Consider the following 16,001-nt stretch of genomic DNA (forward strand, 5'->3'; position numbering starts at 1 on the left):
AAGGCTCTTTTTCGTTTTGTCAACAACATTTTTTCGCTTTCGCTTAAAACCTTGTTGACGCTACGGCCGCTGGTTTCTGCCGCGGCCCTCGTTCGCAAACGAGGAGGCGAATCTTAGGCGAACATCAGCCATATGACAAGGGTTTGACCGAAATCTTTTTTGGCGAGTCACCTGCGGGTCGATTTCACCACTGCGTCCATCGGAACCGCCTCGGCCATAGCTGTGTAGCCGGCGTCGCTCGGATGGATGTGATCGCCGCTGTCAAAGCCACGCTGCAGGCGGTCCGGCTGCGCCGGATCGCGCAGCGCAGCGTCGAAATCTACGACGCCGTCGAAAGCATGGCTGGTCCGAATCCACTGATTGACGGCGAGCCGAATGCTTTCTCGCTGCGACGGAAGCGACGCCGGCGTCAGCGTCGCGCCGAACACCTTCACGCCGGCATGCCGTGCCGCGGCGATCAACCGCTGGTACCCGGCGATCAGATCGGCAGCCGTCACGGACGTGTGCGGGAAGTCGCAGTCGAGGCCGTTACGCGGCGGCATCGCCGCGAAATTGATGTCATTGATACCGATCAAAAGAATCGCCGTCTTGACGCCCGGGCGCGCGAGCACGTCGTGCTCGAAGCGCGTCGCGAGCGCGTCGCCGTAGCAAGGGGAGTCGCTCAGCAAGCGGTTGCCGCTGATCCCCAGATTGACGATCGCGGTCGACCGGTCGCCGCTAGCGGCGAACCGGCGCGCCAACGCGTCCGGCCAGCGGCGATTCTGGTTCAGGCTGGAGCGCATGCCGTCCGTGATCGAGTCGCCGATCGCGGCAACGGCGGCGGATGCAGGCGCCGCGTCCACCGACAATCCTGTCACCCATACATATTGCGTGAACCGGGCGCGAAACGCTTCCGCGGAAGCGTCCGCCGCGTGATTACCCGGCGCCGAAACGTAGTTCACCTGGTTCGACACGCGGTGCCAAGCCACGATACGTTGCTCGGGACCCATAAACGCGCTGACCGCATAAGGCGCACCTTCGGCAATATCGACAGCGACGGGGTCACTGTCCAACTCGCCACCCGGCGGAATCGAAACCGCACTCTTGCCACCGAACGTCACGCGCGCCTCGCCGTTACCAGCCGCCGCCGCGCCACCCGCCGAGCGGGCGATACGCAGATCTTCGATGACGAGCGGAGTCTTGCCGTACCGGTTGCTGAGGTGGACTCGCGCCGACTTTCCGGACAGTGTCGGATACACAATCTGACGAACCGTGCGCCCGGCTACTTCCGGCGCGCGATAGAGTGGCGGCAAGTCCGCCCGCTGTGGGATGGGTTGCAGCGCTGTCGCCCAGGCGGTGACCCAATGTGCCGGGGCGTCGGCGGCGAAAACGGTTGGGGAAACGGCAAATTGGACAAGCAACGCCGCGCCGCATGCGGCAGCCAGGGTGCGAATGGTCATTCGGGTGGTCGGTTCGAGGCGAAACGTGCATTGTGCCCGATCGCACCAGCCGTCGCGGGTCCGCGCGACGGCGTTCCCGCGCTCCGCCGACTCAGGCCGTCTGTGCCCCGACCATCTTCAGCGCGAGCGCTTCAGCGACTTCGATTCCGTCGATGGCCGCCGAATAGATCCCGCCGGCATACCCTGCGCCTTCGCCAGCCGGATACAAACCTTCGACGTTCATGCTTTGATAGTCGTCCCGCCGACGCACGCGAATCGGCGACGACGTTCTCGTCTCGACGCCCGTCAGCACCGCGTCGTGCATTGCAAAGCCGGCGATCTTCTTGTCCATCTGCGGAAGAGCTTCGCGAATGGCCTCGATCACATAGTCGGGAAGCGCGGTGCTGAGATCGGTTGGATGCACGCCGGGTTTGTACGACGGCACCACCGAACCCAGCGACGTGGACGGCCGGCCGGCGATAAAGTCGCCGACCAACTGGCCCGGCGCCATATAGTTGCCGCCGCCGAGCTCGAAAGCCCGCTCTTCCCACTTGCGCTGAAAAGCGATGCCGGCGAGCGGGCCGCCCGGATAGTCGTCCGGCGTGATGCCGACGACGATCCCCGCGTTGGCGTTCCGCTCCGCCCGCGAGTACTGGCTCATGCCGTTGGTCACCACGCGACCCGGCTCGGACGTCGCCGCCACAACGGTGCCGCCAGGGCACATGCAAAAACTGTAGACAGCGCGGCCATTGCTGCAGTGATGCACCACCTTATAGTCGGCGGCGCCCAACTGTTTGTGACCGGCAAATTTGCCGAAACGGCTACGGTCGATCAAACCCTGCGGATGTTCGATGCGGAACCCGAGTGAAAACGGCTTCGCTTCAATATAGACGCCGCGGTCGTTGAGCATCTGGAAAGTGTCGCGCGCACTATGACCGACCGCCAGCACCACATGATCACAGCGCAGCGTTTCGCCGGTCGACAGCTTCAGCCCGCGCACCTTGCCCTGGCCGATCTCGATATCGTCGACGCGGCTTTCGAAACGCACCTCGCCGCCCAGCTCGTGGATGGTCGCGCGCATTTTTTCGACCATGCTCACCAGCCGGAACGTGCCGATATGCGGCCGGCTCAGAAACAGAATGTCTTCCGGCGCACCGGCTCGCACGAATTCCTCGAGCACCTTGCGGCCGTAGTGCTTTGGATCCTTGATCTGGCTGTACAGCTTGCCGTCCGAGAAAGTGCCCGCGCCGCCTTCGCCGAACTGCACATTCGACTCGGGATTGAGCACCGACTTGCGCCACAGGCCGAAGGTGTCCTTGGTGCGCTCACGCACGGCCTTGCCGCGCTCGAGGATGATCGGCCGGAAGCCCATTTGCGCCAAGATCAGGCCGGCGAACAGGCCGCACGGCCCCATGCCGATCACGACCGGGCGCAGCGCGGTCATCTGCGCCGGCGCTTTGGCAACGAACCGGTAGGCCATGTCAGGCGTGACGCCGCAGTGCGGCACATCGGCGAGTCGCTTGAGCGCGGCCGCTTCATCCGTGACCTCGACATCGACGATGTAGGTGAGTTTGATGTCGGCGCGCTTGCGCGCATCGTGCGCGCGGCGAAATACGGTGTATCGGATGAGCCCGTCCGCGGCCACGCCGAGTTCCGCGAGGCGCGCACGCACGGCGGCTTCGAGGGCGCTCTCGGGATGATCGAGCGGGAGTTTGATTTCGCTTAAACGTAACATGAGTACCGGGGGATGCAGGAAGGCCGCAAATCGTGGCCAATTCGCAATTTTATAGGTTTAGTGTGGGGGCGGGGCGCCGGCGCAGACGAAACGCTTGCCAAGGAAACCGCCCAAGCCCCTATCGGCCCAATCGACCCATCTCAAAAAATTTATTAACCGACCGGTCGGTTGGCTTATACTGTGCGCACACAGACAACTTCCGCAGAGAGCGTCCCCATGTACACGCAATCCCTGGATATTCCCGGCAATGTCGCCCCGCTGGATGCGGGCGCAGACTCGTCAGAGCAGACGCAGTTCGACGCGGTCATGGCCGCCGACGGCAAGATCGAAGCTCAGGACTGGATGCCGGAGGCCTACCGCAAGACGCTGGTCCGGCAAATCTCGCAACACGCGCATTCGGAAATCGTCGGCATGCTGCCGGAGGGTAACTGGATCACGCGCGCGCCCAGCCTGAAGCGCAAGGCGATTCTGCTAGCCAAAGTGCAGGACGAAGCCGGCCACGGCCTCTATCTGTATAGCGCGGCGGAAACGCTCGGCGTGTCGCGCGACCAGTTGATCGCGGCGCTGCACTCGGGCAAAGCCAAATATTCGAGCATCTTCAATTACCCGACGCCCACATGGGCCGACGTTGGCGTGATCGGCTGGCTGGTGGACGGCGCGGCGATCATGAACCAGATTCCGCTGTGCCGTTGCACGTACGGCCCGTACGCGCGCGCCATGATCCGCATCTGCAAGGAAGAGTCGTTCCACCAACGCCAGGGTTTCGACGCGCTCATGTCGATGATGGCCGGCACCGAAGCGCAACGTGAACTGGTCCAGCAGGCGGTGAATCGCTGGTGGTGGCCGGTGCTGATGATGTTCGGCCCGAGCGACAAGGATTCGATCCACAGCAACCAGTCGTCGAAATGGGGCATCAAGCGCATTTCGAACGACGACCTGCGTCAGAAATTCGTCGACGCGACCGTCGACCAGGCCAAGGTGCTCGGCGTCACGCTGCCCGATCCGGACCTGAAATGGAACGAAGCGCGCGGTCATCACGACTACGGCGACATCGACTGGGAAGAATTCTGGCGCGTGGTGAACGGCGACGGCCCGTGCAACCGCGAGCGTCTCGCCACCCGCGTCAAAGCCCACGACGACGGCGCCTGGGTTCGCGAAGCCGCCCTCGCCCACGCCGACAAGCAGCGCCAGCGCGCACAACAGCACGCCGCCTAAGCAGCGCGGCATGCCAGACAAAGCATCTCAGGAGATCTGCAATGAACAAGGAATGGCCGATTTGGGAAGTCTTCGTGCGCAGCAAGCAGGGACTCGACCACAAACACTGCGGTAGCCTGCACGCAGCCGACGCGCCGATGGCGCTGCGCATGGCGCGCGACGTCTACACGCGCCGCCAGGAAGGTGTGAGCATCTGGGTGGTGCCGTCGGCGGCGATTACGGCGTCCGCGCCGGAAGACAAGGCGGAGCTGTTCGAACCGGCTGGCGACAAGATTTACCGCCACCCGACGTTCTATACGCTCCCCGACGAAGTCAACCACATGTAAGCGCGGCCATGAACATCACGCCCCAACATCTCCAATACGTGCTGCGCCTCGCGGACACCGCGCTGATCCTCGGTCAGCGCAATACCGAATGGTGCGGCCACGGCCCGATCCTCGAAGAGGACATCGCGCTGTCGAACATGAGCCTCGACCTGATCGGCCAGGCGCGCCTGCTGTACACGCATGCCGCGTCGCTCGAGCAACAGCTCACCGGCAAAAGCCGCACGGAAGACGACTACGCGTACTTTCGCGCCGAGCGCGAATTCGCCAACTACACGCTCGCCGAGTTGCCGCATGTCGGCCCGCTGTCGGCCACCGCGCAAGCCGAGAAGGATTACGCGGTCACGATCGTCCGCAATTTCCTCTACTCGACGTTGATGGCGCATCTTTGGACGGCGCTCACGGCATGCACCGACGAGCAGCTGGCGGCGATCGCGTCGAAGTCGATCAAGGAAACCAGCTATCACGCGCATCACGCGCGCGAGTGGCTGATCCGTTTCGGCGATGGCACCGAGGAATCGCATCGCCGAGCGCAAGCCGCACTGGACTATCTGGTGCCGTACACGCGCGAATTCTTCAGCACGGACGCCGTTGAGGAAGTCGTTGCGGCAGCCGGCATCGGCCCGTTGACGTCGGACCTCGAAGCGGCGTGGCTCGACGACGTGCGCGCCACGCTCGACGAAGCCACCTTGACGCTGCCCGAGCCGGTCAAGCACATCACGACCGGCAAACACGGCGAGCATTCCGAGCACATGGGTTTCGTGCTGGCCGAAATGCAGAGCCTTGCACGCCAGCATCCCGGCGCCACCTGGTAATCCGACGATGACGACTTCGACTGCCCTTTGCACAAACGACATGACCGACACGACCGACGCCGCGCTCGCACGCGCATGGGCCGTGCTCGAAGCGGTGCCTGATCCGGAGATTCCGGTGGTGTCGATTCGCGAGCTCGGCATCCTGCGCGACGTGCGGCGCGCCGCCGACGGCACGCTCGAAGTCGTAATCACGCCGACCTACTCCGGTTGCCCGGCCATGTCGCAGATTGCCGAGGACGTCGCGCATGCGCTCGACGCGGCGGAGCTCAAGCCTTATCGGATCGCCACGGTGCTCGCGCCTGCCTGGACCACGGACTGGATGACCGCCGACGCACGCGAAAAACTGCGCGCCTACGGCATCGCGCCGCCCACGGGCAATTGCGGTTCGCCTGCGCCCCTGCAGGAAAAGGTGATGCGCTTCGTGCCCCGCGCGCTGCCCGCGCCGTCGTGCCCGCGCTGCGGCTCGGCGCACACCGAGCGTCTCGCGCAATTTGGCTCGACCGCCTGCAAAGCCTTGTACCGCTGCCTCGACTGCCGCGAACCCTTCGACTACTTCAAACCATACTGATATGGCCACCCCGCAATTTCACCCGCTGCGTATCCGCGAAGTACGACCCGAAACCGCCGATTCGGTTTCGGTCGCCTTCGAAGTCCCCGCTGAACTGCGCGACCACTATCGCTTCACGCAAGGCCAGTTCGTCACGCTGAAGACGCATATCGACGGTGAGGAAACGCGCCGGTCGTATTCGATCTGCGTCGGCGTCACCGATTACGACCGCGACGGCGAACTGCGCATCGGCATCAAGCGCGTACGCGGCGGGCGTTTCTCGAACTTCGCCTTCGACACGCTGCAGCCCGGCCACACGATCGAGGTGATGACGCCGGACGGGCGCTTCTTCACCCATCTGAACGCCGATCAAGGCCAGCAATACCTGGCGTTCTCGGGCGGCTCGGGCATCACGCCGGTGCTGGCCATCATCAAGACCACGCTCGAAGTCGAACCGCGCAGCACCTTCACGTTGGTGTACGGCAACCGCAGCGTCGATCAGATCATGTTCGCGGAAGAGCTCGAGGATCTGAAGAACCGCTTCATGAACCGCTTCGTGCTCTATCACGTGCTGTCCGACGATCTGCAGGACGTCGAGCTGTTCAACGGCGTGCTCGATCAGGAGAAGTGCGCGGCCTTCATCGAGAATCTGTTGCCCGCAGATGCGATCGACGAAGCCTTCATCTGCGGCCCCGGTCCGATGATGGACGCCGCCGAAGCCGCGCTGAAAGCCGCCGGCGTGCCGTCGGAAAAGGTGCACGTGGAGCGCTTCGGTTCGCCGCTACCGCAAGCGGGCGTGCCGCCGGTCGAAATCACCGAAGACACGCCGGCTGCCGATCTCGAAATCGTGCTCGACGGCAAACGCCGCAAGCTGCGCCTGCCTTATCAGGGCGTGAGCGTGCTCGACGTCGGCCTGCGCGCCGGCCTCGCGCTGCCTTATGCGTGCAAGGGCGGCGTCTGCTGCACCTGCCGCGCGAAGGTGCTGGAAGGCGAAGTGAAGATGGAAAAGAACTACACGCTCGAAGAACACGAGATCCGCGACGGTTTCGTGCTGACGTGCCAATGCCATCCGATCAGCGACCGGGTGGTGGTGAGCTACGACGAACGTTGAGCCGCGTGCGGCGGGCGAGCCTGCTAGACGTCCGCCGCGCTTTCAGCAGTTCCGCGATCCGCTTACACTAGGGGCCGCTCGCGATCGGACACCTGTTCCGGTCGATGAGCGGCCCCTAGTGTTGTTAACCGCCCTACGCCACTGCCGATGAGCACGATCCACCTCACCAACGGCGATGTCGCCGCCGAGTCACTGCGCGCCGCATTGCGAGATGGCGGCCGCGACGATCGCGTGCACGCATTGCGCGACGATCTCGCGGTCGGCCCGCTACGTGGCGTCGACGACGCACCGGACGTGCGCGCGGACTTCTGGGATCGCGTGAGTGCGGACATCCGGCGTGATTTCCTTCGGGAATTCCGCGAACAGGCCGCGGCGCTGGAGAGTATCGCGCGCGGCGAAGCGAATCTGGCGGTGTGGCACGGCGAAAGCGCATCGGATCAATTGATGCTGCGCCGCGTCTGCTATCACCTGCGCAACAGCCCGCAGCGCCTGAACGAAGTGCGTCTGTCGATTCGCGATCTCACCGATCCGGGCGCGTGGGCGCATAGCCGCAAAGACCGCGCGACGTCGGTCGGCATGTTCGCGCCGGCCGTGCTGCAATCCCGGCTGCCGGACGCCGCGCCGATTTCCGTCCTGCGCATCAGCCGGCTCGCGCTCGAATGGCAGGAAGTCAAACACGCAAACGGCGAAACGCGGCGCTGGCGCGACAATACGTTCACGAGCGGCAGCTTCACGGAACTGGACGCGCTGATTTTCGAGCACGTCACTGAAGACTGGCAGCCCGCCGCGCGCGTTGCCGCCAAATTGATGACCGCTGAACTCGGATTCCTGGTCAGCGACAGCATTGTGCTGTGGCGCTTCCGCGAACTGGCCGCGACCCGGCGCATCAAGCTGCGCGGCGACGCGAGCGCATGGCGCACGCTCGAATTGTGCGCGGCGTTCGCCCCCTGTCCACACTAATACAACAGACGACTATGGCCCGCACCCGTGCCCCCGACCACGAAACCCAGCGCGAGCAGATTCTCGAGCTCGCCGCGGCAAAATTCGCCCAGACCAGCTATCCGAGCACCTCGATGGCCGATCTCGCCGCCGCGAGCGGCACCTCGAAAGCGCGCCTCTACCACTACTACGCGAGCAAGGAAGCGATCCTGTTCGATCTGCTGGACCGTTACACCAAGCGGCTGATGCTGATCATCGCCGAGGTGGAAGGGGCGAGTCAGCGGCGCGGCTTGTCGGAGCGGGAAACCTTCGCCGAACTGATCCGGGCGTTTCTGTCGGAGTACGAGACGTCGCACAGCCGGCACGTCGCGCTGTTGAACGACGTGAAGTATCTGGTCGATACCCAGCGCGAAGTGATCCTGAACCGTCAGCGCGACGTGGTCGCCGCTTTTGCGCGGCAGTTGGCCCGCGCGTATCCGGAGCGCGCCACGCGCGACAACCAAACTGCGCTCACCATGATGGTGTTCGGCATGATCAACTGGACATTCACCTGGCTGAAGCCGGATGGCCGGATGGGCTACCGTGAATTCGCCGAGCAGGTGGTCGGCATGGTGGACCACGGATTGAGTTCGAACCCAGCCTGATCCCGCACTGCAACAATATTCAGACGAAATAATGGACCGAAGTGCCCGATGGGCGACACCGTGTCACGAACGCCTGTTCCATTTATTTATTATTTAAAATCAATAACCTAAAATTAGGGCGCCACCTTTTTAGGCATCTCCTTCAAATATTGATACGGGTTTTCCCTAGTGATCGGTCTGGATCTCCGCTAAAATTGCTTTTGCGGTGCACCACGCCGCTCGACTAAAAGGAGAACCCGACCATGAACTTGATTACACCCCGCGCCGCTGAGCCGATCGTCGCGCACGATCGTTTGACGCAGCCAGCCGGTCGTGCGCCTGCTCTGGTCCGCGAGCTCACCGCTGTCGACCGCGAGCGTCTGCTGACCCACTTCCTCGCGCTCGACGAGGACGACCGACTCCTGCGCTTCGGCCAGATCGTGCCGGATCACGTCATCGAAAACTATGTTCGCGCGATCGACTTCAAGCGCGACACCGTCTTCGGCGTGTTCAACAATCAACTGCAGTTGACCGGCGTCGGCCACCTGGCCTATCTGCCTGCCGAAGGCGACAAGCGCACGGCGGAGTTCGGCGTGTCCGTGCTGGAAAGCGTCCGCGGCCAGGGCATCGGCACGAAGCTGTTCGAGCGCGCCGCCATTCGCAGCCGCAATACGCACGTCACCATGCTGTACATGCACTGCCTGTCGCGCAATTCGACCATGATGCACATCGCGAAGAAGGCCGGCATGAAGATCGAATACGCCTACGGCGAGGCCGACGCTTACCTCACGCTGCCGCCGGCGGATCAATCGAGCATCATCGCCGAAATGCTGCAGGAGCAGGCTGCAGTGTTCGACTACGCGCTCAAGCGGCAAGCGCGTCAGGCGTCGAAGCTGTTCGAATCGTTCATGCCGACTGAAGTCGCAGCCTAAAACGCTTGCGCTTCGGCAAACAACAAAGGGCGGCCCCGTGGCTGCCCTTTTTGTTTGCTGGGCGGTCGCACGCCACGCCGTCGTGCTCACAAAATCGGCAGCGCCGTCGTCTCCTTGATCTTTTCCAGTGAGAAGCTCGTTTTCACGTCGATCACCGACGGATGGTGTAGCAACTGGTCCTGCACGAAGCGCGAAAAGTGCGCCATGTCCTCCACCTGGACGCGCAACAGGTAGTCCATCTCGCCGGTCATCGCATGACACGCCACCACTTCCGGCCACGTCTGAACGGCCGCGCGAAACAGATCGGCGTGCGTGGCGTCGCCGCGCGGACTGAGCGCCGGACCGCCGCGCTTTTCCAGCCGCACATTCACGTACGCGAGCAAGTCGAGCCCAAGCCGCTGCGCATCGAGCAACGCGACATAGCCGCGGATCACACCGCTCTCTTCCAGCCGACGGATACGCCGTAGACACGGACTCGGCGAAAGATTGATGCGCTCGGCGATCTCCTGATTCGACAGCCGGCCATTCTCCTGAAGGATCGCCAGAATCCGCCTGTCGATGGCGTCTATCTCTATATTGGCCATTTTCTGCCGTCCATTCAAAACATTGAGCTATAAACTAGCGTCAGCGTATCGATGCGCGATTAAGTTCGCAAGTTTTCGCCGCAGGCAGGCCTTTACACTTGCGTCATTCAGTCGCGCTCAATCGCACACCCGGAGACAGACATGCAGGTTTCAACTTGGGAAAATCCGCTCGGCACCGACGGCTTCGAGTTCATCGAATACACCGCACCGGATCCGAAGGCGCTCGGCAAGCTCTTCGAGCAGATGGGCTTCACCGCCGTCGCGCGGCATCGTCATAAAGACGTGACGCTGTATCGCCAGGGGGAAATCAACTTCATCGTCAACGGGGAGCCGGATTCGTTCGCGCAACGCTTCACGCGTCTGCACGGCCCGTCGATCTGCGCGATCGCTTTCCGCGTTCAGGACGCCGCCAAGGCGTACAAACAGGCTCTGGAAAAAGGCGCCTGGGGCTTCGACAACAAAACCGGCCCGATGGAATTGAACATTCCGGCGATCAAAGGCATTGGCGACTCGCTGATCTATTTCGTCGACCGCTGGCGCGGCAAGAACGGCGCCGAGCCGAACAGCATCGGCAACATCGACATTTACGATGTCGACTTCGAACCCATTCCGGGCGCGAATCCGAATCCGGTCGGCCACGGCCTGACCTACATCGACCACCTGACGCACAACGTGCATCGCGGCCGGATGCAGGAATGGGCGGAGTTCTACGAGCGTCTGTTCAACTTCCGCGAAGTGCGTTACTTCGATATCGAAGGCAAGGTGACGGGCGTGAAGTCGAAGGCGATGACCTCGCCGTGCGGCAAGATCCGCATCCCGATCAACGAAGAAGGTTCGGAGACCGCCGGCCAGATTCAGGAATATCTCGACGCATACCACGGCGAAGGCATTCAGCACATTGCCCTCGGCAGCAACGACATCTACCGCACGGTGGACGGCTTGCGCGAATCGAACATCTCGCTGCTCGACACGATCGACACTTATTACGAGTTGGTCGATCGCCGCGTGCCGAATCACGGTGAGCCGCTGGACGAATTGCGCAAGCGCAAGATCCTGATCGACGGCGCGCCCGATGATTTGCTACTGCAGATCTTCACCGAAAACCAGATCGGCCCGATTTTCTTCGAGATCATTCAGCGCAAGGGCAATCAGGGCTTCGGTGAGGGCAACTTCAAGGCGCTGTTCGAATCGATCGAACTGGATCAGATTCGCCGTGGCGTGGTGCAGGACAAAGTCTGACGGCTTGCGCCGCTTCACGAGAGCGGACACATAGGTCCAAATGAAAAGGGCGAAGATCTCACGATCCTCGCCCTTTTCATTAGCGCCGTTGTCTCAGGTGAAACCTTGGTCGGAGAACGGCTGGTTACTCAATCGACACACCGCCTGCGCGGCGCATCACGAATTCTGGTCTTCCTCGTCGGACTTGGTGGATCGCGTGACGCGGTCCATGGCAATGCGTGCGGGCGCGACCTGCGCCGTACGGGTTACAGCGTTCGACAGCGCGCCTGCACTGCCCGAGTTCGAGCGCACCGGTGCGCTCATGGCGAAAAATGCGGCCGAAACCATCAGGAACGTCTGGATGTTTCTCGTGTTCATGCGTACTCCTTTTCTGACTGCCCTGTTGTCGTGAAGCTCCGCCGAATGCGGAGCGTTGCGCGGACATTGCTCACAGGTTGGGGGTTAGACAGACATTTCAACTGCGGTTCCGCAGATTTGTAGTTTTTACAGCTTGTTACAGGCCGTCGCAGGAACAGCGGGCGCGCACACGCCGAGCGGGCGCACGCCTACACCGACCGTATCGCTGCGGTCCCCATTTTTTCGCGGCCTGCGGCGGGTTTTCACCAGTGCTACCATCACTTAAAACACGTCAAGATGACGGCCCCGGCCCTACGCATTCACAAGATGCCGCGGCCCAAAAAAGTTTTGGTGATCCCAAACTGGTTGGAGGAGTACACATAATGAACGCCCCGCTAGACGCAGGTCAGCGAGCCTCGCTCGAAGCCGCGTTGTCTTCCGTCACGCTCGACGACAAATACACCCTCGAACGCGGCCGCGCGTACATGAGCGGCATCCAGGCGCTGGTGCGTCTGCCGATGCTGCAACAGGAACGCGACCAGGCCGCCGGGCTCAATACCGCCGGCTTCATCTCCGGTTACCGCGGATCGCCACTCGGCGGACTCGACCAATCCCTGTGGAAGGCGAAACAGCATCTCGCCGCGCATCAGGTCGTGTTCCAGCCAGGCGTCAACGAAGACCTCGCGGCAACCGCCGTTTGGGGTTCGCAGCAGGTCAATCTGTACCCGAGCGCCAAATACGACGGCGTGTTCTCGATGTGGTACGGCAAAGGCCCAGGCGTCGACCGTTCCGGCGACGTCTTCAAGCATGGCAACTCGGCCGGCTCGGCGCGCAACGGCGGCGTTCTCGTGCTCGCCGGCGATGACCACGCGGCGAAATCGTCCACGCTCGCGCACCAGTCCGAACACATTTTCAAGGCGTGCGGCCTGCCGGTTCTGTTCCCGTCGAATGTGCAGGAATATCTCGACTTCGGTCTGCACGGCTGGGCGATGAGCCGCTATTCCGGCCTGTGGGTCGCGATGAAGTGCGTAACCGACGTGGTCGAATCGTCGGCATCGGTCGATATCGATCCGCACCGCACGAAGATCATCCTGCCGGAAGACTTCGCGATGCCCGAGGGCGGCCTGAATATCCGCTGGCCGGATCCGCCGCTGGTGCAGGAAGCGCGTCTGCTCGACTACAAGTGGTACGCGGCGCTTGCCTACGTGCGCGCCAATAAACTGGACCGCGTCGAAATCGATTCGCCGCATGCGCGCTTCGGCATCATGACCGGCGGCAAGGCGTATCTCGACGTGCGTCAGGCGCTGACCGACCTCGGTCTCGATGACGAAACGTGTTCGCGCATCGGCATCCGTCTATATAAGGTCGGTTGTGTGTGGCCGCTCGAAGCGCAAGGCGCGCAGGCTTTCGCGCGCGGCCTCGACGAAATTCTGGTGGTCGAGGAAAAGCGCCAGATTCTCGAATACGCGATCAAGGAAGAGCTGTACAACTGGCCCGACGCACAGCGTCCGCGCGTGTTCGGCAAGTTCGACGAGAAAGACGGCGCGGGCGGCGAATGGTCGGTGCCGATGGGCAACTGGCTGCTGCCGGCGCACTATGAACTCTCGCCGGCGATCATCGCCAAGGCTATCGCCACGCGGCTCGACAAATTCGACCTGCCGTCCGATGTGCGCGCTCGCATCGCCATGCGCATCGCGGTGATCGAAGCGAAGGAAAAGGCGCTGGCGCGGCCGCGCGTCGAAGCCGAACGCAAGCCGTGGTTCTGCTCGGGCTGTCCGCACAACACATCGACCAATGTGCCGGAAGGCTCGCGTGCGATGGCCGGCATCGGCTGCCATTACATGACGGTCTGGATGGACCGCAGCACCAGCACGTTCAGCCAGATGGGCGGCGAAGGCGTCGCGTGGATCGGCCAGGCGCCGTTCAGCAACGACAAACACGTGTTCGCCAATCTCGGCGACGGCACCTACTTCCATTCAGGGCTGTTGGCGATTCGCGCGGCGATCGCGTCGAAGGCCAACATCACCTACAAGATTCTCTATAACGACGCGGTCGCCATGACCGGCGGCCAGCCGGTCGACGGCGTGCTGACCGTGCCGCAGATCACGCACCAGCTCGCCGCGGAAGGCGCGACGAAAATCGTGATCGTCACCGACGAGCCGGAGAAATACTCGGCGAACGTCGGCCTTGCGCCCGGTATCGACATCCACCATCGCGACAAGCTCGACGAGGTGCAGCGCCAACTGCGCGAAGTGTCCGGCACGACGATCCTGATCTACGACCAGACTTGCGCGACCGAAAAACGCCGCCGCAGGAAACGCGGCACGTATCCGGATCCGGCGCGCCGCGTCGTGATCAACGAAGCGGTGTGCGAAGGCTGCGGCGATTGCTCGGTGAAGTCGAACTGCCTGTCGGTCGAACCGCTCGATACCGAGTACGGTACGAAGCGCCAGATCAATCAATCGACCTGCAACAAGGACTTCTCGTGCGTGAACGGCTTTTGCCCGAGCTTCGTCTCCGTTGAAGGCGGTCAGTTGCGCAAGCCGAAGGCCGCCTCCGGCGTCGCCGGCGACGCGATGCCGCCGGTGCCGGAACCGGAATTGCCGTCCATGGAGCGGCCGTATGGCGTGCTGGTGACGGGCGTCGGCGGCACGGGCGTCGTGACGATCGGCGCGCTGCTCGGCATGGCCGCGCATCTGGAGAACAAGGGCGTCACCGTGCTCGACGTCACCGGCCTCGCGCAAAAAGGCGGCGCCGTGATGAGCCACGTGCAGATCGCGAAAAATCCGGCCGACATCCACGCGACCCGAATCGCCATGGGCGAAGCGAGCCTCGTGATCGGCTGCGACGCGATCGTCACGGCCAGCGACGAATGCGTGTCGCGCATGCAGGCAGGCCGCACACGCGTCGTGCTGAACAGCGCGCATACGCCGACCGCTGAACTCATCAAGAACCCGAACTGGCGCTTCCCTGGCAGCAGCACGGAAGCCGACGTGCGCGCCGCAGCGGGCGACGACGGGGTCGACACGGTCGACGCGAATCACTTCGCGGTCGCGCTGCTCGGCGATGCAATCTATACGAACCCGTTCGTGCTCGGGTATGCATGGCAACGCGGCTGGGTGCCGCTCATGTATGAGTCGCTGATGCGCGCCATCGAGCTGAACAACGTGCAGGTCGAGAAGAACCGCGCGGCTTTCGAGTGGGGCCGCCGTGCAGCGCACGATCTGGCCGGGGTTCGCAAGCTCGCGCAATCGCAAGGACGCGGCGCCGCGGCGGAAACGGCGAGCAGCAAGATCATCTCGCTGCACACGCCGAAGGCCCTCGACACGCTGATCGACAAACGCGCCGAGTACCTGACTGCGTGGCAAAACGGCGCGTATGCGGAGCGTTATCGCGCGGTGGTCTCGCAAGTGCGTGCGGCGGAGTCGGCGCTCGATTCGATCGACGGTCAGTTGCCGTTGACCGAGGCGGTCGCGAAGAACCTGCACAAGCTGATGGCCTACAAGGACGAGTACGAAGTCGCGCGCCTATACAGCGATCCGGCGTTCATCGAAAAACTGAAGTCGAATTTCGAAGGCGATTGGAAGCTGCACATTCACCTCGCGCCGCCGACGTTCTCGAAGAAGGATGCCAAGGGTCATCTGGTGAAGAAGAAGTACGGCCCTTGGGTTTTCAGCGCGATGCACGTGCTGGCCCGTTTCAAGTTCCTGCGCGGCACCGCGCTCGATCTGTTCGGCAAGACGGAAGAGCGTCGCACCGAGCGCGCGTTGATCGGCGAGTATGAAGCGCTGGTGCGTGAACTGATCGCCGGCCTGACTGCGCAGAAGCGTGAGCTGGCCATCGAACTGGCGAATCTGCCCGACGGCATCCGCGGCTATGGTCACGTGAAGGAAAACAACCTGAAGGGCGTGCGCGTCAAATGGAACGAGTTGCTGGCGCGGTGGCGTTCGCCGGAGGCTGGCAAGACGCAACACGCGGCGTGATCGGAATGGCTTGACCGGCTCCGCCGGTCTGAAAACAAAAGGCGACTGTCCTTGCGGACAGTCGCCTTTTTTACGTGCTATGAGACGCGACGCGTAACGCCGGTGCAACTACTGCGCCAATAAAAAAGCCACGGGTTCGGCACCCGTGGCTTTTTTGCAAACTCGTCGCGAACGCCTCGACGAGGCGCCGCTCCGAGTCTC

The 16,001-nt window shown here is 62.8% G+C and carries 14 protein-coding genes; 10 read left to right on the forward strand and 4 right to left on the reverse strand.

Going from position 1 to position 16,001, the window contains the following annotated elements; translation table 11 throughout:
• Window positions 1-167: 167 nt before the first annotated feature.
• A complete protein-coding gene (locus P0D96_RS05490; protein ID WP_408312348.1) occupies window positions 168-1,439 on the reverse strand; it encodes an SGNH/GDSL hydrolase family protein in 1,272 nt (423 codons plus the stop codon).
• Window positions 1,440-1,530: 91 nt separating this feature from the next.
• Window positions 1,531-3,153, reverse strand: a complete 1,623-nt coding sequence (locus P0D96_RS05495; RefSeq protein WP_408312350.1) for an NAD(P)/FAD-dependent oxidoreductase — start codon at window positions 3,151-3,153, stop codon at window positions 1,531-1,533.
• Between the two features lie 216 nt (window positions 3,154-3,369).
• Here P0D96_RS05495 and paaA point away from each other — a divergent pair, with 216 nt between their 5' ends.
• From paaA to P0D96_RS05535, 8 genes are all read left to right on the forward strand, one after another.
• The gene (gene paaA, locus P0D96_RS05500) at window positions 3,370-4,368 is read left to right on the forward strand and encodes a 1,2-phenylacetyl-CoA epoxidase subunit PaaA (RefSeq protein ID WP_132376687.1); all 999 of its coding nucleotides are present in this window, start codon (window positions 3,370-3,372) and stop codon (window positions 4,366-4,368) included.
• A gap of 41 nt (window positions 4,369-4,409) precedes the next feature.
• A complete protein-coding gene (paaB, locus tag P0D96_RS05505) occupies window positions 4,410-4,694 on the forward strand; it encodes a 1,2-phenylacetyl-CoA epoxidase subunit PaaB (protein ID WP_095418035.1) in 285 nt (94 codons plus the stop codon).
• 8 nt (window positions 4,695-4,702) lie between these two features.
• Window positions 4,703-5,506, forward strand: a complete 804-nt coding sequence (gene paaC / locus P0D96_RS05510; RefSeq protein ID WP_408312354.1) for a 1,2-phenylacetyl-CoA epoxidase subunit PaaC — start codon at window positions 4,703-4,705, stop codon at window positions 5,504-5,506.
• Between the two features lie 7 nt (window positions 5,507-5,513).
• Window positions 5,514-6,074 carry a 1,2-phenylacetyl-CoA epoxidase subunit PaaD gene (paaD, locus tag P0D96_RS05515; protein WP_408312355.1) on the forward strand — a complete coding sequence of 187 codons (561 nt, stop codon included), beginning with the start codon at window positions 5,514-5,516 and terminating at the stop codon, window positions 6,072-6,074.
• 1 nt (window position 6,075) lies between these two features.
• Window positions 6,076-7,164: a 1,2-phenylacetyl-CoA epoxidase subunit PaaE gene (paaE, locus tag P0D96_RS05520; protein ID WP_132376684.1), complete on the forward strand. Its 1,089-nt coding sequence runs from the start codon at window positions 6,076-6,078 to the stop codon at window positions 7,162-7,164.
• Window positions 7,165-7,311: 147 nt separating this feature from the next.
• Entirely contained in the window at window positions 7,312-8,124 is an 813-nt protein-coding gene (locus tag P0D96_RS05525; RefSeq protein ID WP_408312357.1) for a DUF1835 domain-containing protein, read from the forward strand.
• A 14-nt stretch (window positions 8,125-8,138) separates the two neighbouring features.
• The gene (locus tag P0D96_RS05530; protein ID WP_132376682.1) at window positions 8,139-8,747 is read left to right on the forward strand and encodes a TetR/AcrR family transcriptional regulator; all 609 of its coding nucleotides are present in this window, start codon (window positions 8,139-8,141) and stop codon (window positions 8,745-8,747) included.
• Between the two features lie 242 nt (window positions 8,748-8,989).
• A complete protein-coding gene (locus P0D96_RS05535; RefSeq protein ID WP_132376681.1) occupies window positions 8,990-9,658 on the forward strand; it encodes a GNAT family N-acetyltransferase in 669 nt (222 codons plus the stop codon).
• Between the two features lie 86 nt (window positions 9,659-9,744).
• Here the strand turns inward: P0D96_RS05535 and P0D96_RS05540 are convergent, their stop codons facing one another.
• Entirely contained in the window at window positions 9,745-10,242 is a 498-nt protein-coding gene (locus P0D96_RS05540; RefSeq protein WP_132376680.1) for an Lrp/AsnC family transcriptional regulator, read from the reverse strand.
• Between the two features lie 141 nt (window positions 10,243-10,383).
• Between P0D96_RS05540 and hppD the strand changes: the two genes are divergently transcribed.
• A complete protein-coding gene (gene hppD / locus P0D96_RS05545) occupies window positions 10,384-11,481 on the forward strand; it encodes a 4-hydroxyphenylpyruvate dioxygenase (RefSeq protein ID WP_408176494.1) in 1,098 nt (365 codons plus the stop codon).
• A gap of 156 nt (window positions 11,482-11,637) precedes the next feature.
• Here the strand turns inward: hppD and P0D96_RS05550 are convergent, their stop codons facing one another.
• Window positions 11,638-11,838, reverse strand: coding sequence for a hypothetical protein (locus P0D96_RS05550; RefSeq protein WP_132376678.1), 201 nt, complete (start codon window positions 11,836-11,838; stop codon window positions 11,638-11,640).
• Window positions 11,839-12,200: 362 nt separating this feature from the next.
• Between P0D96_RS05550 and P0D96_RS05555 the strand changes: the two genes are divergently transcribed.
• Window positions 12,201-15,800 carry an indolepyruvate ferredoxin oxidoreductase family protein gene (locus tag P0D96_RS05555; protein ID WP_408176493.1) on the forward strand — a complete coding sequence of 1,200 codons (3,600 nt, stop codon included), beginning with the start codon at window positions 12,201-12,203 and terminating at the stop codon, window positions 15,798-15,800.
• Window positions 15,801-16,001 lie beyond the last annotated feature (201 nt).

The organism is Paraburkholderia sp. RL17-347-BIC-D (genome assembly GCF_046027915.1).
GTDB lineage: Bacteria > Pseudomonadota > Gammaproteobacteria > Burkholderiales > Burkholderiaceae > Paraburkholderia.